The 23,527-nt window shown below is 66.5% G+C and carries 21 protein-coding genes and 1 pseudogene; 8 read left to right on the forward strand and 14 right to left on the reverse strand.

What is annotated here, in order from left to right; translation table 11 throughout:
* Nucleotides 1-52: 52 nt before the first annotated feature.
* Nucleotides 53-217, reverse strand: a complete 165-nt coding sequence (locus QMK34_RS06680) for a hypothetical protein (protein ID WP_326412619.1) — start codon at nucleotides 215-217, stop codon at nucleotides 53-55.
* 354 nt (nucleotides 218-571) lie between these two features.
* Here QMK34_RS06680 and QMK34_RS06685 point away from each other — a divergent pair, with 354 nt between their 5' ends.
* Complete coding sequence (locus QMK34_RS06685) at nucleotides 572-754, forward strand: hypothetical protein (protein ID WP_326412621.1); 183 nt, start codon at nucleotides 572-574, stop codon at nucleotides 752-754.
* A 110-nt stretch (nucleotides 755-864) separates the two neighbouring features.
* Here QMK34_RS06685 and QMK34_RS06690 read toward each other — a convergent pair.
* From QMK34_RS06690 to QMK34_RS06725, 8 genes and pseudogenes are all read right to left on the reverse strand, one after another.
* Nucleotides 865-1,738: pseudogene (locus tag QMK34_RS06690) on the reverse strand (IS5 family transposase).
* A 98-nt stretch (nucleotides 1,739-1,836) separates the two neighbouring features.
* On the reverse strand, nucleotides 1,837-2,514 hold the full coding sequence (locus QMK34_RS06695) for a LysR substrate-binding domain-containing protein (protein WP_326412623.1): 678 nt from the start codon (nucleotides 2,512-2,514) through the stop codon (nucleotides 1,837-1,839).
* Nucleotides 2,504-3,238 (reverse strand): DUF6182 family protein, encoded by a 735-nt coding sequence (locus QMK34_RS06700; RefSeq protein WP_326412625.1) that lies wholly within the window; start codon nucleotides 3,236-3,238, stop codon nucleotides 2,504-2,506. Before QMK34_RS06700 ends, QMK34_RS06695 begins: the two co-directional genes overlap by 11 nt.
* Complete coding sequence (locus QMK34_RS06705; RefSeq protein WP_326412627.1) at nucleotides 3,235-4,311, reverse strand: hypothetical protein; 1,077 nt, start codon at nucleotides 4,309-4,311, stop codon at nucleotides 3,235-3,237. The genes QMK34_RS06700 and QMK34_RS06705 overlap by 4 nt, the downstream gene beginning before the upstream one ends.
* 53 nt (nucleotides 4,312-4,364) lie before the next feature.
* Complete coding sequence (locus QMK34_RS06710; RefSeq protein ID WP_326412629.1) at nucleotides 4,365-5,768, reverse strand: NAD(P)/FAD-dependent oxidoreductase; 1,404 nt, start codon at nucleotides 5,766-5,768, stop codon at nucleotides 4,365-4,367.
* A gap of 22 nt (nucleotides 5,769-5,790) precedes the next feature.
* On the reverse strand, nucleotides 5,791-6,651 hold the full coding sequence (locus QMK34_RS06715) for a class I SAM-dependent methyltransferase (protein ID WP_326412631.1): 861 nt from the start codon (nucleotides 6,649-6,651) through the stop codon (nucleotides 5,791-5,793).
* Nucleotides 6,644-8,341, reverse strand: coding sequence for a GH3 family domain-containing protein (locus QMK34_RS06720; protein ID WP_326412633.1), 1,698 nt, complete (start codon nucleotides 8,339-8,341; stop codon nucleotides 6,644-6,646). The genes QMK34_RS06715 and QMK34_RS06720 overlap by 8 nt, the downstream gene beginning before the upstream one ends.
* Nucleotides 8,331-9,017, reverse strand: a complete 687-nt coding sequence (locus QMK34_RS06725; RefSeq protein ID WP_326412635.1) for a hypothetical protein — start codon at nucleotides 9,015-9,017, stop codon at nucleotides 8,331-8,333. The genes QMK34_RS06720 and QMK34_RS06725 overlap by 11 nt, the downstream gene beginning before the upstream one ends.
* A gap of 185 nt (nucleotides 9,018-9,202) precedes the next feature.
* On the opposite strand from QMK34_RS06725, the gene QMK34_RS06730 reads away from it, so the two are divergent.
* The 7 genes from QMK34_RS06730 to QMK34_RS06755 all read left to right on the forward strand — a co-directional run bounded on the left by QMK34_RS06730 (nucleotide 9,203) and on the right by QMK34_RS06755 (nucleotide 16,913).
* Complete coding sequence (locus tag QMK34_RS06730) at nucleotides 9,203-10,285, forward strand: IS630 family transposase (RefSeq protein ID WP_326412637.1); 1,083 nt, start codon at nucleotides 9,203-9,205, stop codon at nucleotides 10,283-10,285.
* 128 nt (nucleotides 10,286-10,413) lie between these two features.
* Entirely contained in the window at nucleotides 10,414-10,947 is a 534-nt protein-coding gene (locus QMK34_RS06735; protein ID WP_326412639.1) for a hypothetical protein, read from the forward strand.
* Nucleotides 10,948-11,034: 87 nt separating this feature from the next.
* Nucleotides 11,035-11,850: a class I SAM-dependent methyltransferase gene (locus QMK34_RS06740; RefSeq protein ID WP_326412641.1), complete on the forward strand. Its 816-nt coding sequence runs from the start codon at nucleotides 11,035-11,037 to the stop codon at nucleotides 11,848-11,850.
* A gap of 529 nt (nucleotides 11,851-12,379) precedes the next feature.
* Nucleotides 12,380-12,748, forward strand: a complete 369-nt coding sequence (locus QMK34_RS06745) for a hypothetical protein (RefSeq protein WP_326412643.1) — start codon at nucleotides 12,380-12,382, stop codon at nucleotides 12,746-12,748.
* 283 nt (nucleotides 12,749-13,031) lie between these two features.
* Nucleotides 13,032-14,147 carry a terpene synthase family protein gene (locus QMK34_RS06750; protein ID WP_326412644.1) on the forward strand — a complete coding sequence of 372 codons (1,116 nt, stop codon included), beginning with the start codon at nucleotides 13,032-13,034 and terminating at the stop codon, nucleotides 14,145-14,147.
* A gap of 34 nt (nucleotides 14,148-14,181) precedes the next feature.
* Nucleotides 14,182-15,231 (forward strand): NAD(P)/FAD-dependent oxidoreductase, encoded by a 1,050-nt coding sequence (locus tag QMK34_RS47710; protein WP_442785105.1) that lies wholly within the window; start codon nucleotides 14,182-14,184, stop codon nucleotides 15,229-15,231.
* Between the two features lie 929 nt (nucleotides 15,232-16,160).
* A complete protein-coding gene (locus tag QMK34_RS06755; protein WP_326412646.1) occupies nucleotides 16,161-16,913 on the forward strand; it encodes a 3-keto-5-aminohexanoate cleavage protein in 753 nt (250 codons plus the stop codon).
* Nucleotides 16,914-17,335: 422 nt separating this feature from the next.
* Here QMK34_RS06755 and QMK34_RS06760 read toward each other — a convergent pair whose 3' ends face one another.
* The 5 genes from QMK34_RS06760 to QMK34_RS06780 all read right to left on the reverse strand — a co-directional run bounded on the left by QMK34_RS06760 (nucleotide 17,336) and on the right by QMK34_RS06780 (nucleotide 23,472).
* Nucleotides 17,336-18,151, reverse strand: coding sequence for a carbohydrate ABC transporter permease (locus QMK34_RS06760; RefSeq protein WP_326412717.1), 816 nt, complete (start codon nucleotides 18,149-18,151; stop codon nucleotides 17,336-17,338).
* A 59-nt stretch (nucleotides 18,152-18,210) separates the two neighbouring features.
* Nucleotides 18,211-19,161: a carbohydrate ABC transporter permease gene (locus tag QMK34_RS06765; protein ID WP_326412648.1), complete on the reverse strand. Its 951-nt coding sequence runs from the start codon at nucleotides 19,159-19,161 to the stop codon at nucleotides 18,211-18,213.
* Between the two features lie 9 nt (nucleotides 19,162-19,170).
* Complete coding sequence (locus QMK34_RS06770) at nucleotides 19,171-20,550, reverse strand: ABC transporter substrate-binding protein (protein WP_326412650.1); 1,380 nt, start codon at nucleotides 20,548-20,550, stop codon at nucleotides 19,171-19,173.
* A 37-nt stretch (nucleotides 20,551-20,587) separates the two neighbouring features.
* Nucleotides 20,588-22,357, reverse strand: a complete 1,770-nt coding sequence (locus QMK34_RS06775) for a glycoside hydrolase family 35 protein (RefSeq protein WP_326412652.1) — start codon at nucleotides 22,355-22,357, stop codon at nucleotides 20,588-20,590.
* A gap of 119 nt (nucleotides 22,358-22,476) precedes the next feature.
* Nucleotides 22,477-23,472: a LacI family DNA-binding transcriptional regulator gene (locus tag QMK34_RS06780; RefSeq protein WP_326412654.1), complete on the reverse strand. Its 996-nt coding sequence runs from the start codon at nucleotides 23,470-23,472 to the stop codon at nucleotides 22,477-22,479.
* Nucleotides 23,473-23,527: the final 55 nt, after the last annotated feature.

The following is a 23,527-nucleotide window of genomic DNA, read 5'->3' on the forward strand; positions in this document are numbered from 1 at the left end:
GGAGCATCGACGTCGCTCCAAGCGGTGCCCTGCGCGTGCGCGTCTACACCGGTCACGACACCGTTACCAAAAGCGCCAGTACCTGCAGGAGTTCGTCCAGCCAGGGCCGAACGCGGAAGCCGAGGCCGAAAAAGTCCGCACCCGGCTGATCAACGAAGTCAACCAACAGCGGAACCCCAGGACGAACGCGACTCTGACCCACCTGATCCAGCAGCATCTCGAGACCGCCGACATGGATCCTGGCACCGTCCGCGACCTGAAGAATCAAATCGAACCGCTACTCGGCTCACCCAGCGTCGGCGCTCCGACAGCGAACACGCTCGACTCCTTCTACGCCGAACTCGCCCGCTGCCGAGCACACTGTGACGCAACGAAACTGATCGACCACAGAACGACCCGCCCACACGACTGTGACCACCGGTGCGGTCCACATCTGTGCAAACCGCTAATTAGCTGGTCCTGCGTTTCCCGACGCGGCGCTGGAGCCCGGTATCGGCGGCGTCGGTCGTGTCGGCCGCGAAGTTGGACAGCGATCCGTGAAGCGCCCACACGGGGGGGGGATCGTCGCGAGGTGCCGCAGGATCTGGTCCAGGACAGCCACGTAGCCGGTCAGGTCGGTGGAGTCGAACGTCCCGAACCGGGTCTCCGGACTGTCGGAGTGCAGCGGCCGGTCCGGACCGATCTGCGGTTCCTGTTCAGCGGAGACACACCCCGGATCGCCGGGCCGGTGTCGCCGGGCGGGACGGTGGCGTAGACCCAGCAGTATTTTCAGGGTGATCTGGTGCACAGCCGCCTCGCGGCGGGCCAGGCTGTTGAGGTTCCTGTGTGACCGGCCCAGCGGCTCGTCGGCCTAGAGCGTGTCTGCTAATTGCGGGTGCGGTGGTGGATGAGCATGCAGGCGAGGAGGACGCCGCCGAGGTAGGTGGTGGCGTACTTGTCGTAGCGGGTGGCGATGGCTCGCCATTGCTTGAGGCGGCCGAAGCCGCGTTCGACTGTGTTGCGGTCTTTGTAGATCTCGGCATCGAACGCGGGTGGTCGTCCGCCTGCTGATCCTTTGTCCTTGCGGCGTTTGATCTGGTCCGAGCGTTCGGGGATGGTGTGGGCGATCTTCTTCGCTCGCAGGTGCGCTCGGGTGCTGGGGTGGGAATATGCCTAGTCCGCCAGCAACCGGAACGTCTCGGTGTCACCGTGGCGGTGTGCCGCCAGTAGCGGCTTGAGGTACGGGTTGTCACCGGCCTGGCCGGGTGAGAGCAGCACCGTCAACGGACAGCAGAACCGGTCGGTCAGGGCGTGGATCTTGGTGCTCAGTCCGCCGCGAGAACGACCCAGGGCGTGATCGGCTGGTTCGTGGGCGAGATTCGTGTCATTCGATCGTGCCCCCTGTGTGGGCATCGTGGCGCGCACCAGCGGAGTGCTGATGCGCGCGGGCGATGGTGGAGTCGATCGAGAGCAGAGTGCGCAGCTGTTCGTCACGCTCGGGTGCGGCGGCCCGCACGGCGGCGAACATCCGTACGTAGGTGCCGTCGTCGGCCCAGCGTCGGTGTCGTTCCCAGATCGACTGCCACGGCCCGAAATGGTCAGGAACGTCCCGCCACGGTGACCCGGTCCGGTAACGCCAGATGATCCCTTCCAGTGTCTGGCGGTGGTCGTTCCAGGGACGACCCTGATGTCCGCCCACCGGCAACACCGGCTCGATCAACGCCCACAACTCGTCAGAGATTTCGTCCGCACGCAGCACTTGCTCAGCATCGCGCACCAACTCCCCAATCTTTAGCAGACACGCTCTAGTGGCCCCCAGCGCACCGGCGATTCGCGCGGAGAAATCAACCCTGCCCGTTATGCCCCCGTGGTTCGAAGATGAGTGGGCCGCAGGTGCGTTCGCCGGACGTCCACCGGTGCCGCCGACATCTCGGCCTCGGCCCGCGCGACGAACGCACGCACGCCAGGTGCGCCGGGCTCGCGACACCAAGTCAGAAACACCGGAGCGGGCGGTAGGTCGTGGATCGGCACGACACGGACCGAGTGGGGTGCGAAAGCGGCCAACGAGAGCAACGAGATGTGCACGGCCTCGCCTCTCGAAACCAGTTCCATCATCTCCTGTGTCGAACGCACCGAATACCGCCGCCGAATCGGACGTCCGCCCGGCGTGCGCCGCGGGACGACCGTGTCCCACACATAGCCCGGCATAGTTCCTGGACACTCGAACCCGTCGTAAGCCGCCACCTCTTCGATGGACACCGAGTCACGCCCCGAGAGCGGATGCGAAGCACCGACAACGGCGGCGCGGGCGTCGGTCATCAGCGTGGCCGACGTAGCCAAGTCCGGCTCATGACAGCAGAACTTGGCAATCATCAGGTCCAGCTCACCGGACCGCAGCAACCGGAACGGGTCGTCGACGGCGTACTCGATCAGCTCGACCTCGGTTCCGGCTTCTCGGGCGGCGTGGGCGATCGCCTCCGGCACGCCGGCGAATCCGTGATAGCCGAAGCGGAGGGGACGCGGTTTATCGGGCAAGGGGAACCTCCTTCGTGAGTCCCGCGAAAGCGCGGAGCAGGTGAGGGTTGCCAGGGTCGGCGGCGACGCGGAGCGCGACGAAGGTCGAGGGGACACCGAGCAGGCGTGGCACCTGACGCACCTGCAGCTGGTCACCCCCGGCGACGAGGCCGTCGAAAACGGCTTCGACCAGCAGGTGGTTCAGGTGCACCAGGCTGCGAGCGACCGTCGCACCCGCGGTGGCGATATAGAGCCCCCTGGTCCGCCCTGTCTTCGGCCCGCCGGGCACCGCGAGGTCGAGCTGGCGCCAGTGTGGCAGTGGAGCCGGCGCTTCCAGTAGTTTGAGCAGCCGTCGCAGCGGCAGGCTCACCCGGCCGTCCACCGGAGCGGTCCAGGCCACGTTCCCATCGTCCGCGACGTGCGCGAACCGGAACCGGTCCACCAGGTTCGCCGGATTGCCGGCGAGGAAATAGGTCCGGGTCAGCGCGGTCCGCCAGACGTCCGCTTCAGCCGGGGTGAGGGTCGCGGCGAAGGTGATCGTCTCGCTGATCCAGGCGGCCGGGTCGAACGCCCGTAGCACGGACACCACACCGGTGACCGAATCCGGATCCGCACCGGCTATCTCCGTTTGAGCCGCGAACAGGCCGTCGATTGTCGAGAGATCAAGCTTGCCGGCCAGATCGGGGCGAACGGCGCCAACTCGGCGGGCCAGTTCGGCGCGCAGCAGTTCCTGTGTGAGATTCACGTGTACACTGCGGCCAACATAGCGGCACCGGGCGGATCCCGGTGCCGGGCGAGCAGTCCCGAGGTCAGTCGGTAGGGGTCGACGCGCTGGTGAACACCCCGGTGCGGTTCCAGATATTCGACGTCCCCCGTCGCACCCGTCGCGGCCGCGAGCAGGCGCTCCGCCCGCGTCATGGTCCTCTCGAGCAGATCGGCGCGAAACGATTCCCTGTCGCCCGGCCCCAGTTTCGCGATGAAGTAGAGCCGCATTCCCAGGCGTACGGTCATCTCGTCGTGGCGCGACGTCACGTCGTCCAAGAGGGTGCGTACCGAAAGGGTGCGCCAATCACCCTGCCTGGCCGAGGTGATGCGCCCGTCCACCGGCACACGGCCGAGCGAAACCCGGTGCACCGTCCCGTCGAGCCGTTCGAGTGCCTTGTGCAGCAGCACGTAGTCGGGTTCCAGGCCGCGGTCATATAGCAGCACTGTCTCATCGTGAAGAGGGACGAGAGGCACCAGTTCACGCAGGGCGCAAGCCAGGTAGTTCGGTCGGCCTTCGGCACTCACGATCTGCCGCAAGGGAAGGCCAGCCGCGGTCAGGTCGAGGTACACCGGCCCGCCGCTGTTTCGCAGGTCCAGGCAAAGCCCCGCGGCCATCAGCAGATCGATGACCTCGTCTAGTCCGAGGCCGGGCGGCTGGTGCGTGGAGAGTCCCGGATTGTGCAGGCCGAGACGGGCGTAATGAGCGGCCCACAGCTCAAGTACCCTGGCACTCGCCGGATGCACCCAACCGGAGTTCTCGACCGCCTCCAGATAGGGCCGGCAATCGGCGAACGGGGCGCGCTCTTGTCCGGCCCGGTAGCGCACGTACAACTCGCCGACGTCATCTTCGGAGCAGTTCGAGTAGTCGACCTCACCGACCGTGCGGTCGAGGAACTCCCAGAAGCCGAGCGTCTGCTCGCACGGGTGGTAAGTGCTCGGGCTGTACCGGTAGGTCACCGACGTCAGCAGGTCGGTAGCGCGGTACATGACGTCTGTCCAAAGCAGACCCTTAAGGTGGCTGGGGGTCAAGGGTTTCGTCGGGGTGATCGTCACCGGCGCGACAAGCACTCCCTTCCGCTTCTTCGGCCTCGCGCCAGGAGCGGCGCTCAGTGTGACACCACCCTGCTCGTGCGGGCGATCACATCGACAAGCTCCGCTCGGGTGGGGGCCCCTCGCGGGACGACGCCCCGGTACTCGGCGAGTGCGGTACTCACCCGCGCCGCGAAGGCCGGTTTGTCGAAGAGGTCGGGGCGATCGAGTCCCATCAGCACGCGGGTCAGCCCGTGCCAAACGACGGGATCCCGGGTCGCGGCCAGGCCGACGGCCCGCAATCCGGTCGGCGCTCCGCCAGATCCGGCGTCGCCCAGCGCCGCCTGCCGGAGCCGCCGGAGCCGGTCGGTGCTCTCCGCCGCCGCGTGCTCGAACCAGGGCTCGTAGAGGTCCGCGGCGAACCTTGCCGCGCGAGCCATGAGATCGTCGCCGGAGGTTTCCGCGACCAGGTCGGCCAGGCCCAGCCCATGCACCAGCGCGAGCGACATGCCGCGGCCGAAGGTCGGATCCGTCACGCACGCCGCGTCGCCCACCTGCACCACCCCGGCCACCGGCGGCGCCGGATCTATCGCCAGCCCCCCGAGCCGGTTGGGTGGGCTCCCGAGAACCCCGACCCCCGAGACCGGGACCGCCCGGCCGTCCGCGAACCAATCGCCCACCCAGGGTGTCGCGGCCGCGACGGCGTCGAAAACGGCCGGTTCGCGGACAGCCGAGAATGCCTTGTCCCGCAGTGGGAGGCCGATCGCTACCGAAAAGTGCTCACAGTCACCGGGGTGCAACACGCCGATGTAGTGATCACTGACGACCCCCGCGGCGTTACCTCGGTTCAGGGCTCGAAGTGGGCCAGGTCGCCGATAGAAGCGTCCCAGGATCAGTTGCTTCGTGGGGACGACCCGGTCGGGAGGGACGCTCTGCCCCGCGGCGATCAGCCAGTCCCTGGCTCGGCCTCGGCGGCCAGTGGCGTCGACGACGAGATCGGCCGCCACGGTGACGCCGTCGAGGAGCACTGCGGTGACCCGCCGGTCCGCACCGATGGAGACGCCGCGCACCGGGTCGTTGTACCGGAAGACCACTCCCGCCGTGTCGCGGACGGCGCGGTGCAGCACCAGTTCGAGGACAGTGCGCCGGCAGCCGAGTGCGACCAGGTCGGGGTCGTCCGGCTGCTGATCGTGCGGTGCCGAGCGGGTCAGGTCGAGCAGGGGTGCCCCCACCTCGAGCAGGGCGTCGAGCACATCTGGTGCCCTCGCCCGAAGTGCCTGTACCCCGAGCGAAGTCAACGAGTGCGTATGCCGTGCCTGCGGCACCGCCAGTCGATGCCACCGGGAGGCGACCTCCTCGACCGGACCCTCCGGAGGGGGTGCCGATCCTTCCAGCACAAGGACATCGTGCCCTTCCCGAGCCGTGGCCAGCGCTGCCGCCAGGCCGGCCACACCGGCGCCGACGATCACGATCCTTGCCATCGCGAACTTTCCTTCCTGAGGTTCAGCGGGTGGCCGGCGTTCCATGCACGAAGAAGACACGGCGAACGTCGCCGACAGCGCGCGGCGGCACCGGATCAGGCCAGCGGCCGAAGTCGGCGCCCGGCTCACCGGGTTGGACCGCCTGGACCGAGAACCCGTGCCGCGCGAAAAACTCTTCGGGTTCGTCGGTGCCGAACAACCATGGACAGCCCCATCGGGCGAAGACTTCGAGAAGCCCCTTCATAGAGGGCAACCGGAGCGCAGCGGCGTTGACGACGTCCGCCGCGATCGCGCTGCCGGGCGCGCTCAGGGCCCGGACCCGGTCGAGAATACGGTGGGCGTCGGCTTCCGGGATGTAGTAGAGCAGTCCTTCCAACAGCCAGGTCGAGGGCCGTGTCGGTTCGTAACCGGCATCGACGAGCCGAGTCTCCCAGTCCGGCGCGCGCAGATCGACCGCGACCACGCGCCGGTCCACGCGCGGCACCTCCGCGCCCAGTACCTGCTCCTTGACCTCGACCACGGCGGGCCGGTCCACCTCGAACAACGTGACGTGCCCTGGCCAGTCCAGCCGGAAGGCCCTCGAATCCATTCCGGCCGGCGCGATGACGAGCTGGCGCATCCCCGGATCGCAGGCGACACCGGTCAGGAAATCATCGAAGAACCGGGTACGGATGGCGTTGTAGTCCGGTGTGCTGGGCAACGTGCGATCCCGCTCGGGCGGGAAGGTTACCGCCCGGATCTCGTCGAGCAGGCCGGGACCGATTTCACCGGCGAACGCCTCGGCGTAAGGATCGGAATAGAGGCAGTCCGGACGACGCGACTCGGCGGCTCGCAGCGCGGCGGTCAGCAGCGCTGTGCGTTCGACGGCGGCAAGGTCAGGCATGGCGAGTCTCCCCCGATGGGCTGGGTTCGGATTCGGTCAACCGGCGCCAGTTGGCCGGATCGGTGCGGATCAACCGGTCTTTGACTTGGGCAGGACGGGTGCCAGCGCCGACCTCGGCGTGCCAGTCCCGCGCGAACGCCTCGCGGTCGAGGACCCGGACCGCGAGCGGCCGAAGCCCACCGCTGCGACGAGCGGCGGCGTAGGCGGGCGCCTCAGTGCACAACGCGGTCTCCAGCACGGTGCCGAGCTTCGCCACCTCCGCCGTACCCCAGTGCTGTTGCGGCGCGAGCGCGAACTCATACCCCGGCTTCGCTCCATCACCCCGCTCTGGGTGGCAGGACGCGTTTCGGATCTCCAAGCCACAGGTCGACAGCGCGCTTCTCAAAGCGCGTAGCACCTGGGACTCGCGTAGTCGCTCTCCGGCGACGTCAGCACCGCCGGCCCGGCCCGCGTACTCGACCCGCGGTACGCCACCGTCGACGTCGACGACGTGGACCACATCTCCGACCGCGTAACGGTAGAGGCCGCCGATGTGGCTGAACACCACGTGGTACTCACGGCCGGGTTCGAGTTCGTGCGGCTCGAAGGTGGCCGACCCAGCGTCCAGTTCATCGTCCGCGCTGACGAACTCGTATACCGACGCCGTCGAGACCAGGCTTCCCGCCGTGGCGTGGCGGTCAAGGGTTACCCCGACCGGGCCCTCCGACGCCGCCACCGGCGCGGGCAGAAGTTGCACGTCGGCGCCGAACTGTTCGCGCAGCCTGGGAAGGTACAGCGACGCGAGTCCGCTGGTCCAGCAGAAGATCGCCCGCATGTTCGGCCAGACATGTGCAGGTCGCACCGTCCCGAACATCGCCGCGAGACGTTCGAGTTCGGCGGCGCGGCCAGGATCCGGGGCCGCGAACGGATGCCCACCCAGTGTCCCATCGTGGATCTCCCGGACGATCCTCTGCCACCACAAGGAAAGCTGGTAGGGCAGTGCGGCCACCGCGGCCGGGTTGATGCCGATGACGCAGCGGACATCGCCCACAATAGCCTGCCGCAGCCGCAGGTAGGCCTTCTCCAAGTGATCGTCTGGCGCGACAGGGAACCGCAGCGTCGACCAGGACGCGTCGCTCCCGGGCTCGGCGGACAGGGGCTCGCCGAACATTGCGCCGAAGTCGACCTGGCTGGCCCCCAGGTGGGGACGTCCGGACCGCGTGATCCCGGCTACGGGCAGCGGATCGTGTTTGAGATTCAGCACCGCGTCCGGCCGTGCGAGAACGTCCGGATGGTGTTCCGCCAACGGTGCCCAAGCGGCGTAGAAGAACGGGAAGAACACGCTGCGCATGAACTCGGCGGTCACCGGGATTTTCTTGTGCGCACCGGTGCTGCCGCTGCTGGTGAAGTAGACGACCGGGTCGTCCGCCGACAGCACGCCGGGCTCACCTGCCGCCGTCCGCTCCACCCACGGTTCCAGTGCGCGATAATCGCGGATCGGGACAGCCTTACGGAAGTCCGCCAGTGTCCGGATGCTGTCGAATCCGTGCTCACGACCGAAGACCGTGTCCGCGTTGTGCGCGAGAAGGTTCTCGAGTACCTCCGCCTGATGCGCCAGGAGGTTGGTATTCGCGGCCAGTAGCCCGGCCCGCTCGGCGAACACACGCGCGCGGTACCGGTCCAACCGGTCCGAGCCGGGTTCAGGCGACACGTCGCACCATCGCTTCACGGATCTCGGCCACGGTCGCGGCAACTCCGGCGCGCTCAGGGATCACCCTAATGGGAGCCGCTTCCACCTCCTCGAGCATCAAGACTTTCAACTCTCGCTGGAAATCCACGAAGGCCGGATAAATCGGTTCGGTACCGTGATGCTCCAAGCGGTTTATGCGCGCGCCATCGCCACAGCGACGCCAGGCCGTCACCGGATCCACCTCGAGGTAGATCACCTGCTCCGGCTTCGGAAACGAGCGCCACCAGTCGAAAGCCGGATTCGGCTTCCCGCTCAGCAACCGGCACTTGGCGAGAATCTTGTAGTAATAAGAATCGACCACGACAGGTCGGACGCCGGAACAGGAAGCGATCCGGTCACGCAGGTGGACTACCGCAGTCTGGAGCAGACTGATCGCGAAGTCGACCGTGTAAACGTCGTCGAGCGCGGGCAGCACCTCCTTGACCAGCGCACGCTTGAGAGCGCGCACAACACCCCGCCCGTCAACGAGGAACTCGTCGTCCACCGACACCACTTCGCACGAATCGGCCAGCTCGACCAGCGCGCTCGACTTACCGGAGTAGTCAGCTCCCAGCAGGACCGTGAACGGTGGCCCCATTGCCCGGCCGGCGCCGTCCATCTGCCGGCCGAGCCGATGATCGATCTTGGTGACGGTCACTACTTTTCTCCCCAGCTCGAATACCGGACGCCCTGACACGATAGATTAATTTTCCAGAAATTTAACCAGTCATATTTCGGATTGAGAATCGGTGAATCGCGGATAGCCAAGAGCGGCTCCTGGCGACTAGTTTCGCGTGATGCTGTTTAGTTTACGTGTGGTTTACTTGTCGGATGGAGTTGGTGGTGGACGAGCGTGCTGAGTTGCGGGCGCTGATGGACAGTTCGGACGTGCCGGCGTCGGTGGCGACGCGGGCGCGGATCGTGTTGTGGTGGGCGGAGGGTCGGCAGAAGCTGGAGATCGCGGCGTTGGCGGGGGTGTCGCGGCCGACGGTGAATTTCTGGTTGTCCCGTTATGGTGCCGAGGGGATCGCGGGGTTGCTGGAGAGGCCGCGTGGGGCGGGCCGGGAGCAGGTTCCGGCGTCGATCCGGGCTCGGATCCTGGCGGCCACGCGCACCAGTCCGCCTGGTGAGTCGGGGTTGTCGCACTGGTCGAGCCGGGAGATGGCTGTGTTCATCACGCGCACCGAGGGGGTGTCGGTGTCGCATCATTACGTGGCGAAGCTGTGGCGTGAGAACGGGTTGAAGCCGCATCGTCAGGGCACGTTCAAGGTCGGCAAGGACCCGGCTTTCGCCGAGAAGGTCGCTGACATCGTCGGGCTGTATCTCGACCCGCCGGGCGGGGCTGTGGTGCTCTCGATCGACGAGAAGACGCAGATCCAGGCCTTGGACCGCACTCAGCCGCTGCTGCCGATCGAGTTCGACGCGAGCGAGAAACGCACCCACGACTACGTCCGGCACGGCACCACGAACCTGTTCGCCGCACTCAACGTGAGCACCGCAGAGGTGTTCGGCGAGTGCACCCCCACCCGCAACGGTGCCGACTTCCTCGCCTTCCTCAAGAAAGCGGTGAAACCTCACGCGGGCACCGAGATCCACGTCGTGCTGGACAACCTGTCCACCCACACCACGCCCGACGTCATGGCGTGGCTGGAGAAAAACCCGCACGTGCGCTTCCACTTCACCCCCAAGGGTTCCTCCTGGCTGAACCAGATCGAAACCTGGTTCGGCATCGCCACCCGCCAGTCCATCCGCCGCGGCACCTTCACCAGCGTCACAGTCCTGATCAAGCAGATCCGCGACTACATCGCCCACTGGAACACCGACGCCAAGCCGTTCACCTGGACCGCCACCGCCGAGGACATCCTCGCCAAAGTCCGCCTCGTCCAGACCAACATCAAGAAACTCGTCGACAACAACACCAAGTAAAAACAACAGAATCACAAGACACTAGGATATAGGCCTGATGTTCTTCCACTTCGAACGCCCTGTGCATCCTGCGCAGCCATAGACCCCCTGATCACCGCCTACCACGCGCAGCTGCTGGGAGGTGGACGATGACCAAGAATCCCGCTGAGCAAACAGCGGGACACGCGGAGATCGGCGCCGCGCGGCTGCTGCTGTCGCGGATGGGTGTCACGGCCGAAGACCTGCTCGCCGACCCGGCGGACAAGCCGGAGATGCCGACCTTCGACGTCTACATCCCCAAGGTCGCCGCGACCCTGTCGGTCACCACCGCGCGGGCGTACGGCTCCTACTGGAAACACGTACACCGGCATTGGGGCGCCCGGCGACTCGATGCAGTGAGCGCCAGCGACATCCGCGCACTTGCCGAGCAGGTCAAAGCCAACGCACTGGTCCGGCGCAACTCCCGCGGCGGACGCAACGCCGCGGAAGACTTCGTCGCCGCCGTGCGCCGCATTTATCGCCGCGCCGAAGACGACGATCTGATCGACGAACGCGCCAACCCCGCTCGCAAAGTCACCAAACCCCCGACGGACGCCCTCCACCCGACGCGCCCTGCGGAGGCGTCCGGTGGGACATCATCCTGCTCGACGGTACTGAGTCGTCGACACGGCGGCGGAGCTTAGATCACTGCCGACAGATGCGGCCGGCAACGCCATGTGCCGCTGTTTGTCACACTGGCTTTGACGTGGTCGCGGTGGCAAGGTGCCGTTATGACTACTCCTAAGGGGATCGTCGGCGTGTTCGACCGGGCCGCCGAGACCTACGACGACGTCGGCGTGCCATGGTTCCGGCCGATCGCATCGGGGCTGGTCGAGGAACTGGCCGTACGGCTAGGAGAGCGAGTGCTCGACGTCGGCTGTGGGCGCGGGGCGCTGCTCGCCCCGCTGGCCAGTGCCGTCGGGCTGACCGGGCGCGTGCTCGGCATCGATCTCGCGCCGCGGATGGTGAACCGCACGGCCGAGGACTTCCTGGACCTGCCGCAGGTCGAGGTGCGGATCGCCGACGCCGCCGCGCCCGGCCTGCCCGTGTCATCGTTCGACGTCGTCGCGTCGTCGCTCGTGCTGTTCTTCCTGCCCGACCCCGCCGCCGCGATCCGCTCGTGGACAGACCTGCTGGTATCCGGCGGCCGGATGGGCGTGACGACCTTCGGACCCCAGGACGAGCGGTGGCGTGAGATCGACGCCGTCTTCACGCCCTACCTCCCGAAGGAGATGCTGGACGCGCGGACCAGCGGCAGCCGCGGACCGTTCGCCTCCGACGAAGGCGTCGAGGGGCCGCTCCGCGAAGGCGGCCTTATTGAAGTGCGCACGGCGCACCGCGTGGTCGAGGCGGTCTTCCGCGACGCCGAGCACCTGGTGGAGTTCTCCTGGTCGCACGGCCAGCGCGCGATGTGGGAGGCGGTGCCGCGGCGCGAGCACCCCGCGTTGCGGCAGCGGATGGTCGAACTGGCCCGCGGGTTCGGTAACGAGTCGGGCCGGTTCTCATTCACTCAGCCCGTCCGGCACACACTGGGCGCCGCAGCCTAGGCGTGGGTGAAAGGGATCTTGTTCTGGGTGAGTCACGAGCACCTAACGTGATCAACCAGGGCGGTGGCGTTACCGGCTCATCACCATGCCGTGGCCGTGGCTCTGGTTGTGCCCGAAGGAGTAGTAGTCGCCTGGCGTGAGCGGTCGCGTGCGATCCGCTGGCGGGCACGCGATCAGCAACCTCAAGACACCGGTGAGCGTTGCCCCTGCTCGCCGACAACAGTCCTCGCGGACACCATGCCGCCAGCGATCGGCTCGGCTGCCGCAGTCGAATGGGAGCACCGCGTCCCGCCCTGCGGCCACGTCGCCATCGCCGGTGGCCTGCAACTATGCCTCGGACCGGCCCACTCCGGCCGCACAGTGAATGCGTTAGCGCAATAGGTCAGACTCGACACGCCCGGACAGAGGTTACCGACAGCACGAAGACGAACGGGGTTGTAAATGATCATAGTTGAGGCTGGCCGTGAGTTGCGCCTATGGTCGCGAGGTCATGGAATTTCGTCCACTCAAACACGTCAGGATGGAGTAAGTGAATATGTTTCGTTTTTCTGCGCCCGTGCTGCGTAAGGGACTTTTTGTCGCAGCAGCCGCAGGGCTCGTCTCACTGGTCGCCCCAGCGGCGGCCGGTGCCGACCAAATTCACGCCAACGACAGCGGCCCTATCACTTACTATCACGACACCAACTTTAACGGCCAGTACGATCAATCGTGGCCGGTCGCATACGGTGACTGCAGGAGTCTGGACAAGCCCATTGGACATGCCAAATCAGCGGTGAACAACAGTTACTATGACGCCGTGTTCTGGAGTGACTCCAAATGCAAAGGCAAGTCCTACACACTGCGCCCTGGAGAGTCGACATCCAATTTCGGTTTCAAAGCCCATGGGCTCGGGGGCTGACCACGGGGACCTCAACCCGTGTTCCATCGAGCTCACGCGCGAGCGCTCGTGACTTCGACCGGCGCCGGATTCGTCGGGTCCTGGTGAACTGAGGGCTGGGCGCTGCCGCCGATCCGCCAGCGTTGGCCTGCCCGCTGGCTAAACGCTGGCGGATTCTGTGCGCGATAACGTTGCCGAGAGTGATCGAGGGGAGGGTGCAGAGACTTCGCCTTCACGAACCTCGTCGCTCCACGGTTCATGAGGACAATTCTGAAGACGAGTACTCCTGTTACAGGTGGTAATCATGTCGTTCAGTCCGCTGACGATCCCGTCGTTCTACTGTCCGATTCCTGTCGAGGTTGCGCCGGGCGCCGAGGAGATCAACCAGGGCACGGTCGCATGGCTGGACCGCTTCGGAGTCTGCCGTGACGGCAAGCAACGGGACCGCTTGGCGGACATGAATATTGGCCTGTCCGCCTGCCTGACGGTGCCAGACGGCTCCGCTCAGCTTCGCCAGATCTACAGTGACCTCACCCTCTGGTTCTACGCCGTCGACGACTCGATCGCGGATGAGTCGACCACCGGCGTGTCACCTCAGCTGAGCGTGCAACTGCTGTGGCTCGCCCGAATGCTCGAAAGACCCGCCACGGAACTATCAGGAAACCAGCCGTGGATGACCAGGTCGCTGCGGGATGCCCTGCTCCGCCTCCACCGACATGCCGGCCCGGTGGCGATCACACAGTGGGCCGACAGCGTGCACTCCTTCATTCTCAACCTGCTGCTGTCGATTACCACACGGCCGGAGCGGCAGACTCCCGGGCTCGACGAGTACGTAGTTACCCGTATGAGTCAGGGAGGCCAGTTGGTGGTGAAGATGATTCCGATCGTCGGTGACTATCGCCTTGCACCTAACGACAAGTATGATCCGCGAGTTCAAGCACTGGAGGAGATGGTCAGTTTTCTGACTGCGTGGGGCAACGACATTTTTGGATATGACAAGGAAGTGTTCCGCAGTCATCGGTACGGATATCCATCCATCCCCGGTGCACTGAGTGTGCTGGCCCTCGAAAACGATTGCTCGATACAACAAGCTGTCCCGATCGCCACCGCCTTCCATGATCGAGTCATGTGCCTTTTCATGCGCCTGCGTCAGCAGGTGCTTCGCGACGCGGCACCCGAACTCGCCCGCTACCTGACTGGGCTTGGCCAGTGGATTCGCGGCTACCTGGAATGGGCGTTGACGAGCGAGCGATACCAGGATCCCCGCAACCCGGACGACGACGTCGTCATCGAACGGCCCAGCATGCCGACTGTGCGTGACACCGGACCGGTCGACGACGTGATGGAACCGCTGCCCATTCCCACCATTGCGTGGTGGTGGGAGATGCTCGACGATGCCGCAGGCCGGTCAACGGGTTAGATCTGGAGAACGGTTCTGGGTCGAACCGGCTGGCATGACACGCACGAGAGGAGCGCCGGTGGTGAGCCCTCCGACGGTAGTGGTCATAGGGGGTGGCCCGGCTGGTTCAAGTGCGGCCCTCGCCGCGGCCACCACCGGAGTGCACACGATTCTGCTTGAACGGGGCGGTCCGCATCGCGACAAGGCTTGCGGTGACGCGCTTGTGCACGAGGCGTTGTCCGAGCTGCGAGCCAGCGGTGTTGTCGATCCTTCCCGGTTGGGCGGGCGGACCGTCGACTACGTGCGGTTCGAGGCATCCGCGGGTCGATGCTGGGACGAGCTGATGACCGGAGGATGTTGGATGGTGCCGCGGCGAATACTTGATCAAACACTCCGTGACCGGGCCGCGGCAGCGGGCGTTGATGTCCGCTATCACGCGCGAGCGGGACAGTTGTGCGTCGCCGGTCGGGGTGGGTTGCAGATACGGGTGGTTCTGCACACACGCGAACATGTGGTATTGAGGGCCGATGCGGTGGTGCTGGCGCATGGCGCGGCGACGCGGACGAGTGCTTCGTGGGGAATTGACGGGAACCCTACCCGCGCTGCTGCTGTCACGCGTTACGAGCCGGACTCGGGTCGTGACAATCTATGCTTTCAATTCGATGCGGCCGCCCATGGCCCCGGTTACCATTGGGATTTTCCGGCGATGAGTGGAACGCGCAATACCGGAGTATTTTCGCTGTCGCGCTCAGACCTCCGGCGAAATATAGAAATATTGTCTAACAGTGCCGGGTCACACAAAGACGCCACTGCACAGTGGCGCGGCGGTTACGAACCGCTGTGGTCAGGAGACGGCAGGGTCTGGCACCACGACTTCGGTATGATCTCCTGCGGCGACGCCGCTGGAGTCGTGGATCCGCTGACCGGTGAGGGAATGGGTCCCGCTTTGCTGACTGGTAGCGTCGGAGGTCGCGCGGCCGCCATGTTCGCCCAGGGAGACCGTCGTCAACTACACCACTACAGTGACTGGCTCGCCGAGTGGGCCTCGGCTCGATATCAACTTCGACGTGACAGAGTGACGTGGGCTCATCTGGTCGGCGTGTGAGCAATAAGAACGCGTCTGAGAACTGTCGCAGCAGCCGCCGCTCGAAGCCTCGGGCGCCTGTCCTTCGAAGCCGCCTACCCTCCACAAAGGACGAAAAGTCCACCCATTCGCCCGTTTCATACCGCCACGACCGTTTCATGCGTGCCCTGAAGGCCACCATGACAGCGTTAAACGCCGTGAAGGCTCCCATCAGGGCACACGGCAAACCTGGGGTGGCGACCGAAGGAGACTTCCCTCGACTCAACCTTGCAAAGTCCCCTTCACCAGAACAGGCCGTGTGAAAATCCGACCACCGGCGGGTGCCTCGGGGCTTATCCGTGATACCTACCGCGCAACCCCGCCGGACGGTCCGGCACCCCTTGGTCCAGGTCCGCGGCGACCGGGAGCCCGCCCAGGCGCCACACCCTCGTTCCACCCCGCGCCGACGATCCTGACGGTCACGGCGATCGGCGGCGTGCCTGCCCAACGCCCCCAACGTCTCCTCGAGGGTCCCGTGGGCCATGTCGACGACGTACGCCCAGTCTCAGTGTTATTGCTGGTCACGGCCGGACCAGGGACGACTTTAGCGCCGGGAAGTCCAGGCGACAATCGAGTGTTCGGTGATCTCGACCTTGTCGTCACCGACAGAGATCAGGACCGACCTGGTGGCTTGCGGCGACGACCGCTGGGTCGGCCGGAAGTTGCCACCTTGGTGCTGAGGCGGGTGATCGTGCGGCCCGGCGAGTCTCGTGCCCGTAGGCAGCAGCGCGGCCGGGGTGAGATCAGCCAGGGTTGACACCCAGGCCGGCGAGTAGGCCACACATGTCGTCCAGTTGCAGTATCATTGTCTGAATGAACCGGCGCGGGCAATGCGACGTTGAGTCGCGTGGGCGACCGTGCAGGTCGGCAAGTAACAGGGCTTGACATTCTCAAGTCTATGGAGGCTGACGATGTCGAAAAATCAATCCACTTTACCGCTACTGCAGGCGGCATTGAATGGTGATCGCGTCCATCCCGCGGCACCTCGCACGCCAGGTGATATCGCAGCGCAGGCTCGCACGGCAGTCGGCGCGGGCGCACGATCTTTACACCTACATCCCTATGGTGAAGACGGCAAACAGACCTTCGCTGCAGAACCTTGCGCCACCACGCTACGAGCAGTGCGCGCTGCCTGTCCCGGCATTCCGATCTCACTGAGCACCTCGGCCGACGTCGAGCCCGACCCACAGCGGAGAATTTCGCTGATTGAAAAATGGACCGTGCTGCCGGACCTGGTGACCGCAAACCAGGGTGAAGACGGTATCGGTGAGCTGTGTGAACTTTTGGTCGCCCGGGGTATTGGCATCGAAGCTGGCCTGTTATGTCTCGATGATGCCTATCGTTTCGTCGCGGCTGGCATCGCTCCGCATTGTGTGCGTGTCATGGTCGAACCCCTCGACGCCGACCCCGCGGCGGCCGTAGCGCACGCTGAAGCGATCGAAGGTGTACTTGCAGCAGCTGGCGTCGTACTGGAACAGGTCCACCATGGCGACGGGGTGGCATCGTGGGCGGTCAACGTACGCGCCGTTCCTCTCAAGCACGGTATCCGGACGGGACTGGAGGACACGCCCGTGCTCCCAGACGGCCGGATCGCGGAAGACAACGGCGACCTCGTCGCTGCGGCCGCCCGCATACTCGCGCAGCATAAACGTCCAGATCGATGAGCATAATCTCAGTAACCGACGCTCGCAGCTTGCACTGAACCCGCCACACCTCATCTACTCAGTCTGCTCATCATCGGGCTGGGGCTCGGCTTGATCGTGGCTACCGTGATGAATATCGCGACTACTGGTCTGCGATCCGACGACGCCGGAGTCGGCTCAGCGATGGTGACCACCTGCCAACAGATCGGCGGAGCCCTTGGCGTCGCGTTGTTGTCCACAATCGCGGTCCACCCCGCGCTCACGGCTGGGACATAAAGCCTTTGCCGTCTCCCCGCGTCTGCCTGCCCGCCCACACCGCCGCACACACCGCTGGAACACCATCGAGCACACCTGAAAAACGAGCCGACGCGGTTCACCGGAGCTCCCACCGGGCACGTCGAACACTGCCCTGGCGGCAAGAGCGAAACGCTCGGCACGCGGTTTCAGGCTTTGACGCCGCCGGCGGCGAGCCCGGTGCGCCAGTACCGTTGTAGGGCGAGAAACGCCAGGATCAGCGGGATGATCGAGAGCAGGGAGCCGGTGACGACGATGGTTTTGAGTCCGGGGTCACGGGTGAGCTGGGTGTTGAGGGTGTAGAGGCCGAGCGTGACCGGGTAGAGCCGGTCGCTGGTGAGCATCACCAAGGGCAGCAGGAAATTGTTCCAGATCGCGACGAACTGGAACAGGAACACGGTGACCAGCGCGGGTGCCATGAGCCGGAGGCTGATGGTGAAGAAGACGCGCAGGTCGCTCGCGCCGTCGATACGGCCGGCCTCGAGCAGTTCGTCGGGGACCGACGCCGCGGCGTAGACGCGGGCGAGGTAGACGCCGAACGGGCTGATCATGCTGGGCAGCAGCACCGACCAGACGGTGTTGGTCATGCCGACGCCGGCGAGCATCAGGAACAGCGGCACCGCCAGCGCCGTCGGGGGGACCAGCACACCGGCGAGGATGGTCGAGAAGGTGGCGGTACGGCCGCGGAAGGTGAATTTGGCGAGCGCGTACCCGGCCATGGCCGAGAGCAGTGTCGCGACGGCCGCCCCCACCACGGAGTACAGCACACTGTTGGCGAGCCAGCGCAGGTACACGCCGTCGCCGTAGGTCACCGTCTGCTCGAGGTTGCGGCCGAGCTGGTTGTCGGCGAACCACAGGCCGAAGGTGGAGGAGAGCTGGGACGCTGATTTCGTCGAGGACACCACCAGCCAGAAAACGGGCAGCAGGAAGTACACCCCGACGACGAACATCGCGGCCGTGGGCAGTACCGACAGGCGCGCGTCGCGGCGACGGCGGGTCGGCGGGGGCTTGAGCTCAGTGGCGGTCACAAGGCGGCTCGTTTGCGGGTGATGCGGAAGAAGACCGCGGACAGCACGACGATGACGAGGGTGACGATGACGCTCATCGCGGCGCCCAGTCCGTAGTTCTGCGCGGAGATCTGGGCGTAGGAGGCCATCGAAGGGGTGTAGCTCGAGGACACAGCGGTCGAGACGCCCGCCATCACCTGCGGTTCGGTGAACAGCTGGAAAGTCCCGATGATGGAGAACACCGCGGTCAGCACCAGCGACGGCGCGATGATCGGCACCTTGATCCGCCAGGCGATCGCCCAGCCCGACGCTCCGTCGAGCCTGGCCGCTTCGTAGAGCTGCGGCGGGATGGCTTGCAGCGAGGAATAGAGGATCAGCATGTTGTAGCCGGTGAACGTCCAGGTGACGATGTTGGCGATCGAGTAGAGGATCACGTTGCCCGACAGCAGGTCGGGGTGCAGGCCGAGTGGGCCGAGCAGCTGGTTGATCGGCGACAGGTTGGGGGCGTAGAAGAAGCCCCACATCACCGCCGCGATCACGCCGGGCACCGCGTACGGCAGGAAGAACGCGAGCCGGAAGAAGCGGCGCAGCCGCACGACCGCGGAGTCCAGCGCGAGCGCGAGGATCAGCGCGAGGCCCAGCATCACCGGGATCTGGATCACCCCGAACAGCAGAACCCGGCCCAGCGACGCGGTGAAACCGCGGTCAGCGAGCGCCGCGGCGTAGTTGCCGAGCCCGGCGAACACCTCGCGCGGGCGTCCGTAGGTGGACGTCCGGGTCACGGTGCTGAAGCTCTTGACGACGGCGACGACGATCGGTGCCACGTAGAAGATCGCGAAACCCAGGAGGAACGGGGCGAGCAGCACCCACGCCGCACGCGTCGCGGGGCGCCGCCGCCGAGGTGCGCGGGCGGGCAGCGGGTTGCGGCGGGTCTTGAGCGGGACGGGGGCTGGGGACACGGCGGTCATCGCGGGTTCCTAGTTCGACGCCACGGGGATGGACTGGCGCTGCAGGTCGGTGATCGTCGCGGCGGTGGCGTCGGTGAGCGCCTGGCGCACCGATCCCCCGCCTGCCAGGGCCGCGCCGAACCCGTCACGCACGTGGGCGTAGGTCTGCTCCATCGCCGGGCCCCAGGTGAAGTCCTGGCTGACGCCCGCACCGGCCTCGCGGAACACGGCGTTGACGTCCTGTCCGCCGAAGAACTTCGTGTTGTCGGGCGACGCCGTCGCCGTCGCCTGCGCCTCGTTGGTGGCGGGATAGACGCCGCCTTGCGCGGTCAGGATCGCCAGCGACCGCGGGTCGGTGTTGAGCCACAACGCGAACTCGGCCGCTTCCGCTGGGTGCTTCGACCCGGCCAGCACAGCGGTGGTCGAGCCGCCCCAGTTGCCGGAGCGGCGCTCGCCCTTGGTCCACTGCGGCAGCGGGGCGACCGCCCACTTGCCCGCGGTGGAGGGAGCCGCCTTGGCGATGGTGCCGACGCCCCAGGCCGCGCCGGTCCAGGTGGCGACCTGTCCGGAGTCCAGCGCCTTGTTCCACGATTCGGAGAACCCCTGCAGGTTGGACACCAGTCCCTGGGAGATCAAGCCCTGCCAGTAGTCGGCGACCTTCGCCGTCGCCGGGTCGGCGAGGCTGACCTTCCACTGCTGCCCGTCCTGGGCGAACCAGTGCCCGCCCGCCTGCCAGGCCAGCCCGGCGAACCAGTTGACGTCCTTCTGCGGGAAGTGCGTGATCGTGAGCTTCGGGTCGGCCGCGTGCAGCTTCTTGGCGGCCAGGGCGTACTCGTCCCAGGTCGTCGGCACGGCGATGCCGTACTTGTCGAAGAGGTCCTTGCGGTAGAACAGCGCCATCGGCCCGGTGTCCTGGGGCACGGCGAACACACCGTCGCCGCCGACCGAGGCCTGCGCCCAGGTCCAGCCCACGAACTTCGCCTTCGCCTCGCCGACGCCGGGGCAGCCGGATATGTCGCGCAGTCCTTGCTGGACTCGGAACCCGGGCAGGCTGTCGAACTCGACCTGGCCGAGATCGGGTGCCTGCCCGGCCTTGAGGGCGGTGAACATCTTGTTGTAGGTGCCCTGATTGCCCTGCGGGGTCTGCTCGACCGTCACGTGGATGTCGGGGTGGCCGCTGTTCCAGGCCGCGACGGCCTGGTCGATACCGGGCACCCAGGACCAGAACGTGAGCTCGACCTTGCCACCGGCGGGCGTGCACCCACCCGAGGTGGCGGCGGGTCCGTCCTGTCCCCCGCAGGCCGTGACACCGGCGGCGGTCAGTGCGACTGCCGCGACGACCGCGGCGATCCGCCGCAGCGTTCGCCCGCGGGAGGACAGTACGAGGGGATGGGAAGAGGTGCGCGCCATTGCGTCGGTCCTTCGTCGGTCGGAGGGGTCGGCGTGCTCAGCCGAGGTCTGGGATGGTGGTGAGCTGCACCCGCGGGAGCGGCAGGTGGTGCAGTTCCAGGATCACGAGGGTGTTGTTCCCCGGCCGTAGCACCGGCCCCGGCAGATACAGGGTGCGCTGGGGACCACGGTCCCAGTAGCGGCCGAGGTTGAACCCGTTGACCCAGACCAGCCCCTTGCCGAACCCTGGCAGGGCGACGAATGTGTCCCCGGGTTCGTCCACAGTGAACTCACCCTGGCAGAACACCGGACCGGCAGTCCGCGGAACGGTTTCGGCGGCGGCGGTGAAGTCCAGGGCGTCCACAGTGTCCAGAGGCAAGGGGTACATGGTCACCTCGCCGACCGGGACGTCGTCGAGGAGGATGTCCCCGAGAATGCCTTTGGCGTCGGCGAGCTCCGGTCCGTAGTTGACGCGTCCGAGGTTCTCGACCAGCACGGTGACCGTGGTGGCCGGGCGATCGACGTGCAGCTGCATGGTCGTCTCGGCGCTCTCCCGTTCGAGGACGCCGCGCTCGACGCCGTCGACGATGATCTGGGCGCGGTCCCGGACGCCGGGAATGGACAGCGTGTAGGCGCCGGCCTGCGGCACATCGAACGCGTAGGCGGTGAAGCCGAAGTTCTGGCCGAGACGTTCCATGGTCAGTGGCGCGGCGGCCGTCAAGGGGGCCGACAGTGCGGGTAACGCGTCCAGCAGCGGGATCATCCTGGTCAGCAGCACGGTGCGCTCCGGCAGCAGCGGCGCCGGGGCGGGAGGCTCGACCGCGGGCAGCGTGGTGTAGCGGGCCAGGACCTCTCGATAGGCCTCGAACTTCTTCGTCGGGACACCGTGTTCGGACAGCGGCGCGTCGTAGTCGTACGACGTGATCGTCGGCTGGTAGTGCTCGAAGTGGTTGGCACCGTTGGTGAAACCGAAGTTCGTGCCGCCGCAGAACATGTACAGGTTGACCGACGCGCCGCCGGCGAGCATCTGCTCCAGTACGGCGGCCGCGTCCTGCGGGTCACGGGTGTGGCGTTCCTCGCCCCAATGGTCGAACCAGCCGTTCCAGAACTCCATGCACATCTTCGGGGTGCCGGGCCGGTGCGCGGCGAGCGTGGACCACGCGCTGTCGGGGTTCGAGCCGAAGTTCATGGTCGGCCACAGACCGGGCAGGCCACCGAGCGCGACCATCGTGGCGTCGTCCTGGTCGCAGGTCAGCAGCGGCACCGTCACCCCGTGCCCGCGCAGGCGCTCCACGAGCCACGTCAGATATTGCGAGTCGCCGGCACCGCGGTCTTTCGCGGCGGCGCCGAACTCGTTTTCCACCTGCATCGCGATGATCGGGCCACCGCGGTCGTGCTGCAGGTCCGCCACGCGCGGAATCAGCTGCTCGAACCACGCCTCCACCCAGGCGAGATAAGCCGGGTCGCTGGTCCGCAGGCGGAGACCGCTTTCGGCGAGCAGCCACGCCGGCAGTCCGCCGAAGTCGAGTTCGGCGCACACGTACGGTCCCGGGCGGAGGATGACGTGCAGTCCTTCTTCCTGTGCGGTGTCGAGGAAGCTGACCAGATCGAGCAGGCCTTGGAAGGTCGTTTCGCCGGGATACGGCTCGTGCAGGTTCCAGGGGACGTAGGTCTCGATCGTGTTCAAGCCCAGATAGCGCGCCCACCGCAGGCGTGAACGCCATTGCTCGGGCACGATCCGGAAGTAGTTGATACTGCCCGAGAGGATCCGAGTCGGCGTGCCGTCGATCTGGATGTGCTGCGTTCCGAGCGACACCTGGCCTGCCATCGGCGCCCTTTCCAGCTGGCCGGGAACGTTCCCGGGAATGTTCCCGGGAAGTATGGGCGAGCGGTCGGCGGTCGTCAAGGGTGAACTCGGCGAGCCCTATCGGGCGCGGAAGCCGCTGTTCAGGCTGTGGCCCGGCCGATCAGGGTGACCGGGAGGACCAGGCGCTGCGGTTCCTCCGTCAACAGCGTCCGCACCAGCGCCTGACCATGGCCGTACTTGTCGATACGCACCGTGGTCAGCGGCGGATGGATGAGGGCCGACATCGGCAGGTCGTCGAACCCGACGACCGCACAGTCCGCCGGAACAGCCCGGCCCAGCTCAAGAGCAGCCCTGACCGCCCCGATGCCCATCAGGTCGTTGAACGCGAAAATGCCGTCGACCTGAGGAAAGCCCGCCAGCAAGGTCCTGCTGGCGGCCAGCCCGCCATCGATACTCGGTGCCCCCTGGACCACCCGCGCCGACAGGTTCCCCAGCCCGGCTTCAGCACAGGCCTCGAGGAACGCGGAGCGCCGCTCGTCAAGCGCCACTCCCACCGAACTGTCGAGCATGCCCAGGTCCCGGTGTCCCCGGCCGAGCAGGCGGGCCACCGCGGCCCTGGTACCGGTGGCGAAGTCGTTGCTCACCGACCTCATCGCGGGATCGGTGAGCACTCGGTCGGCGACCACCAGCGAGATCGACTTGGCGTACTCGCCGAGCACGGACTCGGCCGTGCCGTAGAAGAACCCGACCACACCGCGCGCCGATCTGGCCAGCAGATCCTCGAGGGCACCTCGTTCGCGGACAGGATCGGCGTCGGTGTTGTACAGCACGACGCTGCACCCCGCGTCCTGCGCGGCGTCGTACACCCCGCGGGCCACGGCGGGGTAGAACGGGTTGGCGATATCGGAAACGACCAGCCCGATGACGTCCGAACGCTGGGTGCGCATACCCCTGGCCATGGCATTCGGGCGGTAACCCAGCTCCGCCACGGCGGCCAGCACGCGCTGCCGGGTCTCGGGGGCGATTTCAGCCTTGTCGTTCAGCGCCCGCGACACCGTCTGCCGTCCCACACCCGCGACCCGGGCGACGTCTTCGATCGTCGCCCGCTTCTCGCGCCGCATTCGTTCGGGACTCACCACCCACCTCCTCCGCAACCGACAGTAAAGCCGTCGGTCGGCAGACGGTGACAAA

This window comes from Amycolatopsis sp. H20-H5, assembly GCF_035828755.1.
Classification (GTDB): Bacteria; Actinomycetota; Actinomycetes; order Mycobacteriales; family Pseudonocardiaceae; genus Amycolatopsis.

Excerpts from the sequence above, each read along its gene's own strand:
- QMK34_RS06680 (WP_326412619.1), bottom strand. The coding sequence starts at position 217 with ATGCTGCTGGATCAGGTGGGTCAGAGTCGCGTTCGTCCTGGGGTTCCG.
- QMK34_RS06710 (WP_326412629.1), bottom strand. The coding sequence starts at position 5,768 with ATGGCAAGGATCGTGATCGTCGGCGCCGGTGTGGCCGGCCTGGCGGCA.
- QMK34_RS06715 (WP_326412631.1), bottom strand. The coding sequence starts at position 6,651 with ATGCCTGACCTTGCCGCCGTCGAACGCACAGCGCTGCTGACCGCCGCG.
- QMK34_RS06735 (WP_326412639.1), top strand. The coding sequence starts at position 10,414 with ATGACCAAGAATCCCGCTGAGCAAACAGCGGGACACGCGGAGATCGGC.
- QMK34_RS06740 (WP_326412641.1), top strand. The coding sequence starts at position 11,035 with ATGACTACTCCTAAGGGGATCGTCGGCGTGTTCGACCGGGCCGCCGAG.
- QMK34_RS06750 (WP_326412644.1), top strand. The coding sequence starts at position 13,032 with ATGTCGTTCAGTCCGCTGACGATCCCGTCGTTCTACTGTCCGATTCCT.
- QMK34_RS47710 (WP_442785105.1), top strand. The coding sequence starts at position 14,182 with ATGACACGCACGAGAGGAGCGCCGGTGGTGAGCCCTCCGACGGTAGTG.
- QMK34_RS06755 (WP_326412646.1), top strand. The coding sequence starts at position 16,161 with ATGTCGAAAAATCAATCCACTTTACCGCTACTGCAGGCGGCATTGAAT.
- QMK34_RS06765 (WP_326412648.1), bottom strand. The coding sequence starts at position 19,161 with ATGACCGCCGTGTCCCCAGCCCCCGTCCCGCTCAAGACCCGCCGCAAC.
- QMK34_RS06770 (WP_326412650.1), bottom strand. The coding sequence starts at position 20,550 with ATGGCGCGCACCTCTTCCCATCCCCTCGTACTGTCCTCCCGCGGGCGA.
- QMK34_RS06775 (WP_326412652.1), bottom strand. The coding sequence starts at position 22,357 with ATGGCAGGCCAGGTGTCGCTCGGAACGCAGCACATCCAGATCGACGGC.